This is a genomic window from Cupriavidus necator N-1, from assembly GCF_000219215.1.
Lineage (GTDB): Bacteria > Pseudomonadota > Gammaproteobacteria > Burkholderiales > Burkholderiaceae > Cupriavidus > Cupriavidus necator.
The window spans coordinates 1,089,513-1,105,634 of the sequence record NC_015726.1; the positions used below are offsets into that span (position 1 = coordinate 1,089,513).

8 protein-coding genes and 2 pseudogenes are annotated in these 16,122 nt (G+C 70.4%); 3 read left to right on the forward strand and 7 right to left on the reverse strand.

Annotation, left to right across the window (positions count from 1 at the left end):
• Window positions 1-72 precede the first annotated feature (72 nt).
• On the reverse strand, window positions 73-318 hold the full coding sequence (locus CNE_RS40935) for a hypothetical protein (protein ID WP_148271560.1): 246 nt from the start codon (window positions 316-318) through the stop codon (window positions 73-75).
• A 122-nt stretch (window positions 319-440) separates the two neighbouring features.
• Here CNE_RS40935 and CNE_RS05180 point away from each other — a divergent pair, with 122 nt between their 5' ends.
• The gene (locus CNE_RS05180) at window positions 441-1,496 is read left to right on the forward strand and encodes a class I SAM-dependent methyltransferase (RefSeq protein ID WP_013956082.1); all 1,056 of its coding nucleotides are present in this window, start codon (window positions 441-443) and stop codon (window positions 1,494-1,496) included.
• Window positions 1,497-1,560: 64 nt separating this feature from the next.
• Here the strand turns inward: CNE_RS05180 and tldD are convergent, their stop codons facing one another.
• From tldD to CNE_RS05195, 3 genes are all read right to left on the reverse strand, one after another.
• Complete coding sequence (tldD, locus tag CNE_RS05185; RefSeq protein ID WP_013956083.1) at window positions 1,561-3,021, reverse strand: metalloprotease TldD; 1,461 nt, start codon at window positions 3,019-3,021, stop codon at window positions 1,561-1,563.
• Window positions 3,022-3,120: 99 nt separating this feature from the next.
• The gene (locus tag CNE_RS05190; protein ID WP_013956084.1) at window positions 3,121-3,951 is read right to left on the reverse strand and encodes a carbon-nitrogen hydrolase family protein; all 831 of its coding nucleotides are present in this window, start codon (window positions 3,949-3,951) and stop codon (window positions 3,121-3,123) included.
• A 23-nt stretch (window positions 3,952-3,974) separates the two neighbouring features.
• A complete protein-coding gene (locus CNE_RS05195) occupies window positions 3,975-8,255 on the reverse strand; it encodes a YhdP family protein (RefSeq protein WP_013956085.1) in 4,281 nt (1,426 codons plus the stop codon).
• Window positions 8,256-8,572: 317 nt separating this feature from the next.
• Here CNE_RS05195 and glnE point away from each other — a divergent pair.
• Together glnE and rrtA are read left to right on the forward strand one after the other, a co-directional pair.
• Window positions 8,573-11,445: pseudogene (glnE, locus tag CNE_RS05200) on the forward strand (bifunctional [glutamate--ammonia ligase]-adenylyl-L-tyrosine phosphorylase/[glutamate--ammonia-ligase] adenylyltransferase).
• Window positions 11,435-12,074, forward strand: a pseudogene (gene rrtA / locus CNE_RS05205) (rhombosortase). Before glnE ends, rrtA begins: the two co-directional pseudogenes overlap by 11 nt.
• A gap of 18 nt (window positions 12,075-12,092) precedes the next feature.
• Here rrtA and mprA read toward each other — a convergent pair.
• The 3 genes from mprA to recN form a co-directional block, all read right to left on the reverse strand.
• Window positions 12,093-13,724 carry an MprA protease, GlyGly-CTERM protein-sorting domain-containing form gene (gene mprA / locus CNE_RS05210; protein ID WP_013956087.1) on the reverse strand — a complete coding sequence of 544 codons (1,632 nt, stop codon included), beginning with the start codon at window positions 13,722-13,724 and terminating at the stop codon, window positions 12,093-12,095.
• 108 nt (window positions 13,725-13,832) lie between these two features.
• Window positions 13,833-14,282 (reverse strand): hypothetical protein, encoded by a 450-nt coding sequence (locus tag CNE_RS05215; RefSeq protein WP_013956088.1) that lies wholly within the window; start codon window positions 14,280-14,282, stop codon window positions 13,833-13,835.
• Window positions 14,283-14,331: 49 nt separating this feature from the next.
• Window positions 14,332-16,086 carry a DNA repair protein RecN gene (gene recN, locus CNE_RS05220; RefSeq protein WP_013956089.1) on the reverse strand — a complete coding sequence of 585 codons (1,755 nt, stop codon included), beginning with the start codon at window positions 16,084-16,086 and terminating at the stop codon, window positions 14,332-14,334.
• Window positions 16,087-16,122 lie beyond the last annotated feature (36 nt).

The following is a 16,122-nucleotide window of genomic DNA, read 5'->3' on the forward strand; positions in this document are numbered from 1 at the left end:
GCTGGCGGTCTTTTTTGTATTCGGGGCGCTGCTTACAGCCGTCCCTCCCTATCCGCCAGCGGTGTGAGATCGCTAAAAAAGTAAAAGTAAAACTTGGCGGACATGGCGGAAAAAGGCGTTGGCTTGGGTCAGCTTGAATCGATTATCGTCGTGGGCGCCGAATTTATGCTGCACTGCGTAGCAGAAAGGCAGGAAATTGCGCGCCGGTCGGTCAATTTTCGGCGTGCGTCCGTTGCTTATCGCGCGGCGAAGCATCTTTATAGCGCCTTTTGCCAGGGTTGGCAAGTGTCGACGAGGCCATGCGGTGCGCTGGCGCACCGATCTCCGGCGGCTTGCAGCCTTGCCGCGCAAGCCTTGTCCCGCCGCCGCTTTTCGGCTTTTCCCAACATAACCGGGGGCTATATTGGAACCGGGGAGCGGTGAGCACGGGGAGGTGCATCATGAGCGTCGATGAAGCGAGGCTGAATGCCTTCATGGAAAAATTCATCAACGATATCGGCGCGGTGATGCATGCCGCGACCGTGGTCGTGGGCGATGAACTCGGCCTGTACAAGGCGATGGCGGAAAAAGCCATGACCGCAGAAGTGCTGGCGGCAAAAACCCATACCGACGTGCGCTACCTGCGCGAATGGCTGTCGGCTCAGGCGGCCAGCGGCTATGTCGACTATGACCCGGCAACCGGGCAGTTCAGCCTGAACGAAGAGCAGGCCTATGCGCTGGCGCAGGAGGGCAGCCTCGCATTTATCCCGGGCGCGTTCCAGATCGCGGTGGCGCAGTTCCGCGCCATCCCGAAGATGATCGATATCTTCCGCAACGGCCGCGGGCTGGGCTGGCACGAGCACGATCCCGCGCTGTTCCACGGCACCGAGCGCTTCTTCCGGCCCGGCTACGCGGCGCACCTGGTCTCCGAATGGATTCCCGCGCTGGACGGCGTGGAGGCGCGGCTCAAGGCGGGCGCGTCGGTGGCGGACGTGGGCTGCGGCCACGGCGCGTCGACCATCATCATGGCGCAGGCGTATCCGGCCTCGCGCTTTGTCGGTTTCGACTACCACGAGCCTTCGGTGCGCCATGCCGCCGAAGCCGCGCGCCGCGCCGGCGTGGCCGAGCGCGTGCGCTTCGAAGTGGCCACCGCCAAGGACTACGGCGGCAAGGACTATGACCTGGTGGCGGTGTTCGACTGCCTGCACGACATGGGCGATCCGGTCGGCGCGGCGCGCCACGTGCGCGAGACCCTGCGTGCCGATGGCGCCTGGATGATCGTGGAGCCGTTTGCCAACGACACGCTGGAGCAGAACCTCAACCCGGTCGGCCGGGTGTTCTATTCCGCGTCCACCTTCATCTGCACGCCGGCGTCGCGCGCGCAGGAAGTTGGCCTGTGCCTGGGCGCGCAGGCGGGCGAGACGCGCATGCGCGCGGTGGTTGAGCAGGCCGGCTTCCGCAGTTTTCGCCGCGCGGCGCAGACGCCGTTCAATTTGGTGTATGAAGTGCGGCCGTAAGGCTGGGACGATCCCATGAAAAACGGGACCCCGCGGGATCCCGTCTTCGTCATCGCCGGACCGCTCAGGCGGTGCCGCCCACCGTCATGTCCTCGATGCGCAGCGTCGGCTGGCCCACGCCCACCGGCACGCTCTGGCCCTCCTTGCCGCAGACGCCGACGCCCGAGTCCAGGCGCATGTCGTTGCCGATCATGGTGACGTCCTTCAGCGATTCCGGGCCGTTGCCGACCAGCGTCGCGCCCTTGACCGGATAGGTGATCTTGCCATCCTCGATCATGTAGGCCTCGCTGGCCGAGAACACGAACTTGCCGTTGGTGATGTCCACCTGGCCGCCGCCGAAGTTGACCGCATACAGGCCGCGCTTGACGCTGGCGATGATTTCCTGCGGATCCCTGTCGCCGTTGAGCATGTAGGTGTTGGTCATGCGCGGCATCGGCAGCGCGGCATAGCTTTCGCGGCGCGCGTTGCCGGTGACCGGCATCTTCATCAGGCGCGCGTTGAGCGTGTCCTGGATATAGCCGCGCAGGATGCCGTCCTCGATCAGCGTGGTGCACTGGGTCGGGTTGCCTTCGTCGTCCAGGTTGAGCGAGCCGCGGCGGTTGGCCAGCGTGCCGTCGTCGACCACGGTCACGCCCTTGGCCGCGACGCGTTCGCCCATGCGGCCGGCAAAGGCCGACGAGCCCTTGCGGTTGAAGTCGCCCTCCAGGCCGTGGCCGACGGCTTCATGCAGCAGCACGCCAGGCCAGCCCGGGCCCAGCACCACGGTCATCGCGCCGGCCGGGGCCGGGCGCGCGTCCAGGTTGACCAGGGCCGAAGAGACGGCCTCGTCCACATACTTCTGCAGCAGCTCGTCGGTGAAGTAGCCATAGGCATAGCGGCCGCCGCCGCCGGAAGAGCCGACCTCGCGGCGCCCGCCGTGTTCGGCGATCACCGTGACCGAGACCCGCACCAGCGGACGCACGTCGGCGGCGATCACGCCGTCGCTGCGCGCCACCAGCACCACGTCGTATTCGCCGGCCAGGCCTGCCATCACTTGCACCACGCGCGGATCCTTGGCGCGCGCCATGCGCTCGACGCGCTCCAGCAGCGCCACCTTCTCGGCCGCGCTCATGGAGTCGAGCGGGTCGTTGGGCGTGTACAGGTTGCGCCCGGCGTGCGTGGCCAGCTCGCCGGCCACCTTGACGCGGCCGCTGCCGGCACGGCCGATGGTGCGCGTGGCCGCCGCGGCCTGCGACAGCGCCGCCAGGCTGATGTCGTCCGAATAGGCGAAGGCGGTGCGGTCGCCCGAGACCGCGCGCACGCCCACGCCCTGGTCGATGCTGAAGCTGCCCGACTTGACGATGCCTTCTTCCAGGCTCCAGGCCTCGTTGCGGGTGTACTGGAAGTACAGGTCGGCATAGTCGACCTTGTGCGTGAAGATATCGGCCAGCACGCGCTGGAGCTTAGCCTCGTCCAGGCCGTACGGTGCCAGCAGCAGTTGCTGCGCGGTGGCCAGGTTGCGGATTCCGAGATCGCCGGCGTTCATGAGATGTCCTTTCTTCCTGGGAACGCGCCGGCTTGCGGCCGGCGCGGCAAAAAATTCTCTGGGCGGGCGCCGGTGGCGGCCCCCGCGGTTGCGTACATGCTACAGCACCCGGTGTCGCAGTGCCGGCAGGTTCTGCCGGACCTCTGCCAGGCGCGCGGGGTCGATCACGCCGCCGACCACGCCTTCGCCTTCAGGCAGCGTTGCCAGGACCTCGCCCCACGGATCGACCAGCATCGAATGGCCCCAGGTGCGCCGGCCGTTCTCATGCTTGCCGCCCTGTGCCGCGGCCAGCACATAGCATTGGTTTTCAATGGCGCGGGCGCGCAGCAGGATCTCCCAGTGCGCCTGCCCCGTGGTGTAGGTGAAGGCGGCCGGCATCAGAATCAAGCTGGTGCCGTCGCCGGCGGCCAGTCCGCGGTAAAGCTCGGGGAAGCGCAGGTCGTAGCACACCGACATCGCCACCCGGCCGCAGGGCGCATCGAAGCTGACCGGCGTGCGCCCGGCCAGGATGGTGCGCGACTCGTCGTAGCTTTCAGTGCCGCGGGTAAAGCCGAACAGGTGGATCTTGTCGTAGCGCGCCACGCGCTCGCCGCGCGGGTTGAAGGCGAGCGAGGTGTTGTACACGCGCGCCGGGTCGTCGCACCACATCGGCAGCGTGCCGCCGACCAGCCAGATGCCGTGGCGGCGTGCCGTATCGGCCAGGAACTGCTGCACCGGGCCGTCGCCGTCATGCTCGCGCACCGCCACCTTGTCCGATTCGGAGCGGCCCATCATGCAGAAGTATTCGGGCAGCAGCACCAGCGCGGCGCCGCCGGCGGCGGCCTCGGCGATCAGCGCGCCGGCGCGCGCCAGGTTGGCATCGAGCGAGGTGCCTGTCACGGTCTGGATGGCGGCAACGCGGAACGGGGCGGGGGCGGCGGGTGCAGTCATAGGCGGGGCGGGCGTTGTTTTCCTCAGCGCGGGAAGGCGGGGTCGGCGCGGTTCTGGAAGGTCGGGGCTTGCGCCTTATTGTCCTCCAGTTTGCCGATCTGCGGGTTAGCCCAGCTACCGCTGATGCGGTAGTGCTGGGTGAACACCTTGGAGAACTCGTCGGCAAACAGCAGTTGCGCGGCCAGCGTGCCGATGCCCAGCACCGGGTTGATGAAGGCGGCCGCAATCGAGGTGGAGGTGGCGTTGATGCGCGGCACCACCTCCACGCGCAGGTCCTGGGTCTCGCGCAGCAGGTTGGCGGTGCCGCTCATGCTGGCCATGATCTGCGGGCTCCTGAGCTCGAAGTCCTGGATCGTGCCGACGCCGTTCTCGATCGTGCCGGTGCCGGCAATGCGGTCGAACACCAGCCCGCGGCCTGACAGGGTGCGGAAGTCCAGCGTGGCAAAGCGCAGCAGGCCCTGCAGGCTGAGCACGCCCAGCAGCCGCGCCGCGCCGGGGTCCACGCTCAGGATCTGGCCATTCTCCAGGTCCAGCGACAGCTTGCCCGACAGCGTCGGGTAGTCGATCGACAGCGGCGAGCCGCGCCAGGCCACGCGGCCTTCGAGCTTGCCCTTGCCGTCGCTCAGCGTGTGTGCCAGGCCCAGCCGGTCCAGCGTGGCGCCGGCATCGCGCACGTCGATGGTGAAGGACAACAGGGTGCGGCGCTCGGCATTGGCGTCGGCGCGCAGCCGGCGCGGCACGCGCCAGCTGCCGCTGCCGGTCAGGGTGGCGCCGGGCTGCTCGATCTGCAGCTTGTCCAGGGTCCAGACCGGGTCGGCAGCGCTGGTGCCGGTATGGGCCTTGACCTCAAGCTTGCCGAAGTCATGCCCGCGCAGCATGAACTGATCGGCCACCAGGTCGATCGCGGGCAGCTCGTCGATGCTGCTGGCAAGCGCGTCCACCACGTTGTGCTCGTCGCTGGCATCGGGCACGTTCAGGCGCGCCAGGCGCAGTTGCAGCGACCCGGTGGCCGAGGGCCCGGCCGGACGCCACTGCACCGCGCCGGCCACCTGGCGCGAGTCGATCTTAGCGTTCCAGCCACCGGCCTCGCGGTTGGCGTCGAGCACCACCTCATCCAGCGTGCGGCCCATGGCGTGCAGCGCGCGCGCGCGCAGCGCAATGCGGCCAGGCAGGAAGGGCGAGGGCGCCTCAGCGGGGCCCGCGGTGCCGGCACCGCCACCGAAGGCCGCCCGCCACGCATCGATATCGAGCTGGTCGAAGGTGGCCGCGGCGCTGACACCGGCCGCAGGCAGCGGCGCCGCCTGCTGCACGCCGATGCCGCCGGCGAGCACGTCGATGCCGCCGCCCTGGTCGCGGCGCAGCAGGTAGCGCGCGTTCAGCGCATGGCCCAGCTGCACCACCAGTTCGCTGGCGCCGGCGCGGCCCGGGGCGCTGGCCGGGCGCAGGTCCACGCGCAGCGCCAGGTCTTGCGCCGCGGCCTTGGCCAGGGGCGCGGGCAGGCCGCTCGCCATGCCATTCAGTTCGGAGCTCAGCTGCACCTGCAGCTGGCGCTCGCGCGTGGCGATCACGGCGCTGTAGCTGGTGCTGCCTTCGAGCCGCGCGGCCACCGGCGCCAGCGCCGAGCCCGCGGCAGCCTCGCGTAGCCCCGCGGCCGAGACGCTGCCGCTGGCGGTGACGTGCGTGGCGCCGTCCGGCTGGGTGCCGCCGCCGAGCCGGATCTCGCCACCGAGGAAGCGGGCGCGCATGTTCTCCAGCCCGAAACCGTGTTCGTTGAACGTGATGGTGCCGTTGGCATGGCCCAGTTGCGGCAACTGCGGGCTGAGCACGACTTCGTTGCCGGGGAAGCGGAAGCGGCCGTCCACCTTGGCGGCATTGGCGTGTTCCAGCGGCATGTCGAGCTTGAGCCTGAGCTCGCCGTTGCCGTTGGCCTGCGCCGCATCGGCCACGTGCGCGGTCCATTCGCGCACCGGCGAAGCGTTGATGTAGCGCAGGAAGCCCTGCACCGGTCCGCTGGCGCCGCCGTCGATCACCAGCTTGCCGTGCGGGCCAAGGTCGTCGATGCGGCCCTTGACGTCCTGTAGCGTGACGCCGGGGATATCTTGGACCGTGGCCCGGCTCGCCAGGAACGTCATGCCGCCGCGGTCGAACACGACCCGCCCGGCAATGTCGGTGAACGTGGGCCACGCCTGTACGCCGGCGGTGGTGCCGCTCGCGGTCTCATGCGGGGCGATCTGGTAGCTGACGTGTTCGATCGGCACCTCGACGCGGAACTCGCCGGCCTTCTCGTGCGGGGCACGGAACGGGAAATGCGCCAGGTCGCCGCGCAGCACGAAGCTCACGCCGGCCGCTTCGCCGCCCGCCAGCGCGCCGGCCAGGTAGTGCCGGGTGCCGGCCGGAATGCTCAGCGGCAGGTAACGCGGCACGCGCGCCACCTGGGCGCGGGTCATGTCACCGGTCAGGTCGGCGATGCCGGATACACCGTCGCCGCCTGCGCGCCAGGTGCCGCGCACCGAGCCGGCCGCATCGGCATTGGCAAAGCGCACGCCGTCCAGCGTGACCGCGAGCTTGCCGCCGGTGTGGGTCCAGTGCACTTCGCCGCCGATCTGGTCGAACGGCAGCCGCGGCTCCTCGAACAGGCCGGGCAGCACCAGTGCCGCGTCATTGCCTTCGAAGCGGGCATTGCCCTGCTGGTCATCGAAGGAGAAGGTGCCGGACAGGTGCGAGAAGCCGGGCGTGCCCAGCCGCGGGTGACCGCTGGCGTCCATCGCGGGCACGGCCGGCTGGCCGTTGACCGAGACGTCGCGCAGCGTGCCCTGCACGCTGTAGAGCGGCTTGCCGCCGCCGCGCTCGAGCATGCCGGCGCGATCGCGGCTCCAGGTCACGTTCAGGTTGTCGATGTGGCCCGCCGGCTGCAGCGCGCGCAGCCGGCGCAGCACCGCGGTGTCCAGCGGCATCGAGCTGGACACCGCGCGCACCGTGTTCAGGTCCAGCGTGGGCGCCTTCAGCGAGAACTTGCGCAGGGTGCCGTCATTGGCGGTGGCCCAGCCGAGGGTGACCTTGCGCATGCCTTCGCGCCAAGTGCTGTCGGCGGGGGTGCCCTCATCGTCGCTGGCGGGCAGGGGTTGCCAGAGCAGGGTGTCGACGGTCAGCAGGTTGCTGCCGTCACGCTCGGTCCGGTGCAGCAGGAAGGCCTGCGCATTGGCCAGGCGCAGCGGGGCGGAGGCGCCGGCCAGCTGCAGGTCGACGCCGCTGGCGCGCAGCCGGGTCTGGCTGCGCACGATGCGGCCCTGGCGGAATTCAATGCTGCCGTCGGTGCTGAAGGTGCCGCTGGCGACGCGCTCGAACATCGCCAGGTAGCGCTGCAGCACCGGCAACTGCAGCTGGCCGAGGTCCCAGCTGGCCTGCCCGGTCCAGTAGCGCCAGTTGCCGGCGCTGTGCAGGTAGTCGTTGCGGAAGGTGGACTGCACTACCAGGGGGCTCGGCCCCAGCGCCGGCGAGCGCGCTTCCAGTTCCAGCGTATGGCGCACGCCATCGCGGCGGGTATCGAGGCGGATCTCGCCGATATCGAGCTGCGGCAGGCCTGCCTTTTCGTCCAGCCAGCGCAGCTTGCCGTCGGACAGCGCCACGCGCCCCTGCGACATCAGCCAGCCCAGGAAGCGGTCGTCGTCCTGCTGGCCGCCGGTCGCGTCCACCACCATGCCGCCCACCAGCAGCCTGCCCTCGGGCGTGCGCCGCACCAGGATGTCGGTGCTGGTCGCGCCCAGGCTGACGAACTGCAGGTTCATGCTGAACAGCGAACGCCACGACAGCTTGCCGTCGAGCGTGGCGGCCGCAAGCAGCACGCGCCGTTCGGGGTCCACGGCGCGCAGGCCGCGGGCGCGGAAGGCTGGGTGCCAGCCGTCCCAGTAGGTATCGAGCGCGCCGATGCTGACCTTGGCCGAGAGCGCCACCGAGCCGCGCTCTTCCAGCCACTGGCGCGCGGTGGATGCCTGTGGCCACAGCACGAAGCGGATCAGCAGGCCCGCCACCAGCGCCAGCGCGGCCAGCACCAGTGCCAGCCGCACCAGCGCGCGGCCCAGCCCGCGCCAGAACGGGTGGCGCACGGCTGCCGCCACGCCGCGCGCGCAGGCGCGCAGGAACGTGCCCGCGCGTGCGCGGGCGGAACCGCTGTGCCGGGCGCTGGCGGCATCGTTGGCCGGGGGATTCACGGCGTGTGGCGGGGCCAGGGTGGAGGCGGCCTCCGGCCCGCCCGCGCCGCAATTGGGGGGGGAACCATCAGCGGGTTGTGGGGCGCGGCTGGACATGCGCAGATTATCCGACAATACTAGCCGCTCTCCAATCTGGTGCCCGGCCGGCTGAAACAAGAACGCGCAAGCTGCGCGCACCCAACGCGACAATAGCGACGATGGCGCGCCCGCTGCGCGGACAACAGGACGCGAGCATCGGGTGAACCGCGGGGCGAACCACGGGCCGCACCTTTTCTCGCATTTCAAATACTGGAATGACTGCCTCTGAACCGACGAGTTCCGCCGCTGGCGACGCTGCTGACCAACATGGCGCGCGCGCCACACCGGATCCGGCCAATCCAGCGAATGCGCAGCCAGGGCCGGGCGCCGGCACCATGGCTGCCGGCGCCTTTGCCATCACCGCGGCGCAGGCGCTGCAGCCGGCTGACGGGGTTGTCCAAGCGGGCGGCCACGTATTGTACTCGGCTGCGTATTCGCACTACGCGCGCCGCGTGCTGCAGGCCCGGCCGGATTTGCCGGCCGTCCTGGCCGCCGCGGCCGCCCAGCCGCTGACGCGCGCCTGGATGCAGGCGCGGCTGCAGGCGCTGCACGAGCCCTCGGCCGATGCCGAGGAATCCGCCAAGCGCACCCTGCGCCGTCTGCGCGCCGAAGTGATGTGCGCGGTGATCGAGCGCGATTTGCGCGGCCTGGCCACGCTGGGCGAGGTCACCGGCGCCATGACCGACCTGGCCGAGCTGGCGATCCAGCATGGCCTGGCGATGCTGGGCGACGACCTGGCCGCCACCTTCGGGCGCCCGGTCGGCGCCCAAAGCGGCGAGGTGCAGGAGCTGGTGGTGGTGGGCATGGGCAAGCTGGGCGGGCGCGAGCTCAATGTCTCGTCCGACATCGACCTGATCTTTCTCTATGACGAGGACGGCGAGACCCAGGGCGGCTCGCGCAGCCTGTCCAACCACGAGTACTTCATTCGTCTCGGCCGCCGCCTGATCAACCTGCTGGCCGAGGTGACCGCCGATGGCTATGTGTTCCGCGTCGACATGCGGCTGCGCCCCAACGGCGATGCCGGCCCGCTCGCGTGCAGCCTGGGCATGCTGGAGGAATACCTGGTGGTGCAGGGGCGCGAGTGGGAGCGCTATGCCTGGATCAAGGGCCGCGTGGTGTCGGCGCTCGACACGCCGCACGCGCAGCGCACCGCCAGCCTGCTGGCGCGGCTGACCACGCCCTTCGTGTTCCGCCGCTACCTGGACTATGGCGTGATCGCCGCCATCCGCTCGCTGCATGCGCAGATCCGCAGCGAGGCCGCCAAGCGCAGCGGCGGGCTGGCGGGGCACGGCGTCAACCAGCGTTCGTTCAATATCAAGCTGGGCCGCGGCGGCATCCGCGAGATCGAATTCATGGCGCAGGTGTTTCAGCTGATCCGCGGCGGCCAGGACCCGGTGCTGCGCGTGCGCCCGACGCTGGAAGTGCTGGCGGTGGCGGTCGAGCGCGGGCTGTTGCCCGCCGGCCAGGCCGAGCAGCTCGGCGATGCCTACCGTTTCCTGCGCCAGCTCGAACACCGGCTGCAGTACCGCGACGACGCCCAGACCCACCACCTTCCGACTTCGCCCGACGAACAACTGGCGGTGGCGCGGATGATGGGTTGCGCCGACTGGCAGGAACTGCTGGCGCGCCTCGCGGCGCTGCAGGAGCCGGTGGCGCAGCAGTTCGAAGCCACCTTCTCGGATCCCGATGCCGCCCCGTGCGAAGCGCTGTGGCCGGGCATCGTGTTCGACGACAACGCCGCGCAAGCGCAGGACAACCTGGAACAGAAGCAGGACGACGCGGCCTGCGACGATGACGCCGCGCCCTGTCAGCGCCTGCAGGCCGCCGGCTTCACCGACTGCAACGGGCTGCTGGACCGGCTGCGCGCGATCGCCTCGTCGCTGCGCTACCGCGCGCTGTCCGAGTCCAGCCGCGCGCGCTTCGATCAGCTGGTGAACCGCGCGCTGGACCTGGCCGCGCGCCAGGACGACGCCGACAGCACCATCGCGCGCTTTATCGACTTCCTCGAGGCGATCAGCCGCCGCGCCTCCTACCTGTCGTTGCTGTCCGAGTATCCGCAGGCGATGGACCGCGTCGCGCAGACGCTGCATGCCTCGCGCTGGGCCGCGGCCTACCTGACGCGGCACCCGCAGCTGCTGGACGAACTGCTCGACAGCGATGCGCTGGCCGGCGCGCCCGACTGGGCCGCCTTCCGCAAGCGCCTGCATGAACGGCTGCTGGCCGCCGAAGGCCAGATCGAGCAGCAGATGGACATCCTGCGGCGCGAGCATCATGTCGAGACCTTCCGAGTGCTGCTGCAGGACCTGCAGGGCATGCTGACGGTGGAGCAGGTGGCCGACCGCCTGTCCGACCTGGCCGATGCCATGCTCGAGGCCACGCTGGCAACGGTCTGGCGCCAGCTGGCCACGCGCCACCGCGACACGCCGCGCTTCGCGGTGATCGCCTACGGCCGGCTGGGCGGCAAGGAACTGGGCTATGCCTCGGACCTGGACATCATCTTCCTGTACGACGACGACCATGAGCGCGCGCCCGACGTCTACGCCGCCTATGCGCGCCGGCTGATTACCTGGCTGACCAGCCATACCGCCGCCGGTGCGCTGTTCGACGTCGACACGCGGCTGCGCCCCAACGGCGCGGCCGGCCTGCTGGTGACCAGTTTCGAGGCGTTCCGCCGCTACCAGCTGCGCGAAGGCGACAACACCGCCTGGGTGTGGGAACACCAGGCGCTGACGCGCGCGCGCTTCTGCGCCGGCGACGCCGCCATCGGTGACCGCTTCGAGGCGCTGCGCGGCGAGGTGCTGTGCCAGGAACGCGATGCCGCCGCGCTGCGCGACGAGATCGTGCAGATGCGCCGCAAGGTCGCCGAAGGCCATCCCAACCCGACCGACCTGTTCGACCTGAAGCACGATCGCGGCGGCATGGTCGATATCGAATTCACGGTGCAGTACCTGGTGCTGCTGCACAGCCGGGCGCACCCGCAGCTCACGCGCAATGCGGGCAATATCGCGCTGCTGCGCGAAGCGGGCGAGCTGGGCCTGATCGACGCGACGCTGGCACCGGCGGTGGGCGGTGCCTACCGGCTGTTCCGCGCGCGCCAGCACCAGCTGCGGCTCGAGGGGCAGGCGCATGCGCGCGTCGCGCCCGCGTCGGTGGCGCAGCAGACCGGACAGGTCGCGCGCTGTGGCAGGCCGTGTTCGGTGAGGCCTGACGCGGCAGTTCCGCCGGCACCGGCCGGGGCATCGTGGCCGGGGTTGCTGGCGGCGATCGCGCTGGTGTGGGCGCTGTCGGCCCTGGTTCACCTTCATGCCATGGTGGCATGCGCATGGCCTCTACCTGCGCGATGCCGTGCGGCTGGACGGCCAGTGGTGGCGCCTGGCCACCGCCATGTGGGTGCACCTGGATGGACACCACTGGCTGGCCGACGCGCTGGCGGCCACCGGCGTGCTGGCCATCGCCGCGCGCGTGGCGCGTGCGCACACCCTGTTGCTGGTGCTGGTTGCCTGCGGCATCGGCGTGCAGGTGGTGCTGCTGCGCGCGCCGGCGATTGCATGGTATGGCGGGCTCTCCGGCGCCTTGCACGGGCTGGCCCTGTGGGGCGCGCTCGCGCTGTTGCGGGCATCGGGCCTGGCGCGCGTCACCGGCGTGCTGCTATGCCTGGGCGTGCTGGCCAAGGTCTGGGTGGAACAGTCGTGGCTGGCGCCGGTGGTGTTCGAACCGGCCTGGGGATTTGGCGTGGTGCGCCTCGCGCACGCGGCCGGCGCCGTGGCCGGCCTGCTGTGCTGGGTCTTGCAGGAGTGGTGGCTGGCGCGTCGCCCGGCCCGCGGCGACGACGCCTGAGCCGGCCGGGCGCCGGGGTTACAGGCGACGCCGCAGCGCGAAGGCCAGCAGGCCGGACAGCGCCAGCAGTATCGCGGTCCAGGGCGCAATGGCGCCGCCGCCACCGCCACCACCATTGCCCGGTGCCGGCGCAGCCTGCGCCGGTGGTGTGCCCGCCGCGGCCGCCAGTGCGCCGTCGGCATCGAGCAGGCCGGCGCCGCAGACGCCCGGATTGGTGGTGCAATAGGTGCCGGACGGATGCGGGCGTGCCGAAGCCTTCAGCGCTGCGGTGACCTGGGCCGGAGTCAGCGAACCATTGACCGCGAACATCATGGCCACCACGCCCGAAACCATCGGCGCGGCGAAGCTGGTGCCCGCGGATGACGTCACGACATAGTTGCCAAGGCCAGTCTTGCCATCGTTGTTCAAGGTGCGAATGACCGAGGGCGTGGTCGTGCACTGCCCATTGACTACCTGCGAGTTGCCGCATCCGCCGCCCGGCGCGCTGATCGCGACCTGCGGGCCGACGTTGGCATAGCTGGCATTCTCGCCGTCGTTGGCATGCGCCGTGACCGCGATCACGCCGCTGCAGTCGCCCGGCGCTTCCACCGCGCCGCGCTCATTGCCGGCGGCGGCCACCACCACCACGCCGCGCGCGTTCAGGTCGTTGACGGCCTGTTGCTCAATGCTGCTGCAGGTGCCGCCGCCGAGGCTGATATTGACCACGCGCGCCGGCGTCGCATTGGCCGGCACGTTGGGTACCGACAAGCCGCCGGCCCAGCGCATGGCGTCGACGGTATCGGACAGCAGCGCGCCGCAGCGGCCCGAGACGCGCACGGGCAGGATGCGCGCGTTCCAGTCGACGCCCGCGATGTCCTGCGCATTGTTGGTCTGCGCGCCCAGCACGCTCGCCACGCGCGTGCCGTGCCAGCTGTTGTTGGTCGCCGTCTGCGTGGGCGTTGAACTGCCCGGGCAGGTGAAGTTGGCCGGGACATTGTCGCCGGCGTCGGTGGCATCGGCGTCGCGGCCGTCGCCGTCATTGGAAATGGTGCTGCTGCTGATGAAGTCGTAGCCCGGCAACACGCGCGCCGCCAGGTCGGGGTGCGGCAGGATGCCGGTGTCCACCACCGCGATCACCACGCCGCTGCTGCCGCGGCTGCGGTCCCACGCGCGCGGCAGGTTGACGCCGCCCACCGCCGTGCCGGTACCCATCAGGTAAGGCTGGCGCGAGATGAACTCGGGATCGTTGGGCAGGGTGTCGTGCAGCTTCAGCCAGCGGTCGGGCACGGCATCGGCGATGCGTGGGTCCTGGCGCAGCCGGGCCGCCGCGGCTTCCGGGTCGGCAGCGAGTGCGTCGGGCACCTGCAGCAGGTGCAGGTTGCCGCCCATGGCGCGGCGCGCCGTGACGGCAATGCCGGTGCGCTCGCTCAGCTGCTTGAGCGCATCCGCCGCGGCTGCAGGCGTCTTGCTGCTGCCATCGCTGGCGGTGCCATTGGCGCCGTCACGCCAGCGCACGATGATCTGGCCAGTGTAGGCGGGTGCGGCATGGGCGCCGGCAGCCAGTGCCGCGCTGGCCGGCATCACGCCGCACACAGCGGCGGCGAAGACAATGGCCCGCCAACGGCGGGTCACGGGGCTGCTACGGAAGTCGGACTGCGCGGGTTGCGGCATGTATTCCTCCTGGGGCGTAGCGCGCGAGGGGCTTGTTATGTAGCGAATACGATCCAGCGTGGTTGCGCAAGGGCAACCGAAGGCTTAAGTCCTGTCGTGCATCCGGGCTCAGCTCTGCGGCATGTCGCGGCTGGTGGGAATGTTGCGGTTGGGCTTGAGCACGCGGTCGGGCTCGGCGGTCTCGATGCGGGGCGTGGCGCGCAGGGTCTCGACCGCCTGGTCGAGGGTGGCATCCGCCGACGGCGAGATCGCGGTGACCAGCCAGACGCCGCCGGACATCGGGCGCTTGACCACGTAGCGGATCGGGCCCTTGATCTCGGCCAGCAGCTTGCCGGCGTCCTCCGACAGGTTCACCGCGGGCGGCTTGAAGCGCACCATGATGTCGCCCAGGGAACGGTCGTCGCTGATGCTGCCCGGCGGCGGGGCCGAGGACTTAGGCTGGGCCTGGCAGGCGGACAGCGCCAGCAGTGCGGCCGATGCGGCGGTGGCGATGGCCAGCACGGCGCGCAGCGATGCGCGCGGGCGTTGCCGGAGGCCGGCTTGCGCTTGGCGGGTCATGGTGAAGCTCCTGTCAGTATATGGATTGGCGCACGTGCGGGGGCGGCTTTCAGCCGGCGGCGCGGCGGCTGCGCCGGCCATCCTTGCCGCCCGTGCCGCGTGCGGGCTGGCTGCCCTGGCCGCCGGCCATGCCTTGCGCCAGCATTTCTTCCGCATGTTGCAGCGTGGTGGCGGTGACAGTGGCGCCGCCCAGCATGCGGGCGGTCTCGACCACGCGCCCGGCGGGGTCCAGCACCCGGATGCGCGAGCGTGTGACCGAGCCGTCGCCTGCATCGGTGGTTTCCTTGCTGACCAGCAGGTGGGTGCCGGCCTGCGCCGCCACTTGCGGCAGGTGCGTCACGCACAGCACCTGGCGCGCGCGGCCGAGCTCCTGCAGGCGCCGGCCGACCACTTCGGCCACCGCACCGCCGATGCCGGTATCGACCTCGTCGAAGATCAGCGTGGGCGTGGGCGAGGCCTCGCTGGTGATCACCGAGATCGCCAGGCTGATACGCGCCAGTTCGCCGCCCGAGGCCACCCGGGCCAGTGGCCGCGGGCTCACGCCGGCATGGCCGGCGACCAGGAATTCGACCTGCTCCAGTCCATGGCTCTGGCCTTCGTCGAGCGCATTGAGTGCGGCGACAAAGCTGCCGCCGGCCATCGACAGGCCCTGCATGGCGTCGGTGACCGCGGCGGACAGCGCCTGCGCGGCCTGCTTGCGGGCGTGGCTGAGATGCTGTGCCAGGGTCAGGTAGGCGGCCTTGGCCGCGGCCTCGCGCGCCATCACCTTGTTCAGGTCCTGCGCGGCCTGCAGGTCGTCCAGCTGCTGGCGGCGGGCCACCAGCTCGTCGGGCAGTTGCTCGGGCGGCAGGCGGTACTTGCGCGCGGTGGCGTGCAGCGCCTGCATGCGTTCGTCCACGGCCTGCAGCCGCTCGGGATCGAGTTCGAGCCGGTCGACATAGCGCATGAGCGAGTGCGCGGCTTCCTCGGCCTGCATCTGCGCAGGCTCGAGCGCGGCCAGCACGTCGCGCAGCGCGGGATCGACATCGGCAAGCTGCTGCAGCTTGTGCACGATGGTATTCAGCGCCGACAGCACCGAGCCGTCGGCCTCGGACAGTGCGTCGAGCGCGGCGCGGCTGCCGTCGATCAGGCCGGCGGCATGCGACAGCCGGTTGTACTCGGACTGGATCTCTTCCCATTCGCCCGGCTGCGGGTTGAGCTTGTCCAGTTCGCCGACCTGCCATTCCAGCCGTTCTCGTTCGAGCTGCATCTCGCGCGACTGGTGTTCTACCGCCTCGCGCTGGCGCACGCAGGCACGCCAGGCGCGCCAGGCCTCGGCCACGGCGCCGGCCTGCTGGGTGAGGCCGGCGTGGGCGTCGAACAGCAGCCGCTGCGCGTCGGGGCGCAGCAGCAGCTGGTGCGCGTGCTGGCCGTGGATGTCGACCAGCTGGTCGCCGACTTCGCGCAGCTGCGCCAGGGTGGCGGCGGCGCCGTTAATAAAGGCCTTGCTGCGGCCGCCGGCATCGACCGTGCGGCGCAGCAGCACGGTATGCACGCCGTCTTCCGCTTCGCTGTTGAGCTCGCGCTCGGCCAGCCAGGCATCCAGTGCCGGGTGGGTCGAGAAGGTGGCGCTGACGCTGGCGCGCGGGGCGCCTTCGCGCACCACGCCGGCATCGGCGCGTTCGCCCAGCACCAGCGCCAGGGCATCGATCAGGATGGATTTGCCGGCGCCGGTCTCGCCGGTGAAGACGGTGAAGCCAGTGGTGAAGTCCAGGTCGAGCGTATCGACGATGACGAAATCGCGGATGGACAGGCTGCGCAGCATCGTGGCGTGGAAGGTAGTCGGTCCGATGGGTTCGGG

Bases quoted from the DNA above. Each gene is read 5' to 3' on its own strand.
- CNE_RS05195 (WP_013956085.1), bottom strand. From the start codon at position 8,255: ATGTCCAGCCGCGCCCCACAACCCGCTGATGGTTCCCCCCCCAATTGC.
- mprA (WP_013956087.1), bottom strand. From the start codon at position 13,724: ATGCCGCAACCCGCGCAGTCCGACTTCCGTAGCAGCCCCGTGACCCGC.
- recN (WP_013956089.1), bottom strand. From the start codon at position 16,086: ATGCTGCGCAGCCTGTCCATCCGCGATTTCGTCATCGTCGATACGCTC.
- tldD (WP_013956083.1), bottom strand. From the start codon at position 3,021: ATGAACGCCGGCGATCTCGGAATCCGCAACCTGGCCACCGCGCAGCAA.
- CNE_RS05180 (WP_013956082.1), top strand. From the start codon at position 441: ATGAGCGTCGATGAAGCGAGGCTGAATGCCTTCATGGAAAAATTCATC.
- CNE_RS05190 (WP_013956084.1), bottom strand. From the start codon at position 3,951: ATGACTGCACCCGCCGCCCCCGCCCCGTTCCGCGTTGCCGCCATCCAG.
- CNE_RS05215 (WP_013956088.1), bottom strand. From the start codon at position 14,282: ATGACCCGCCAAGCGCAAGCCGGCCTCCGGCAACGCCCGCGCGCATCG.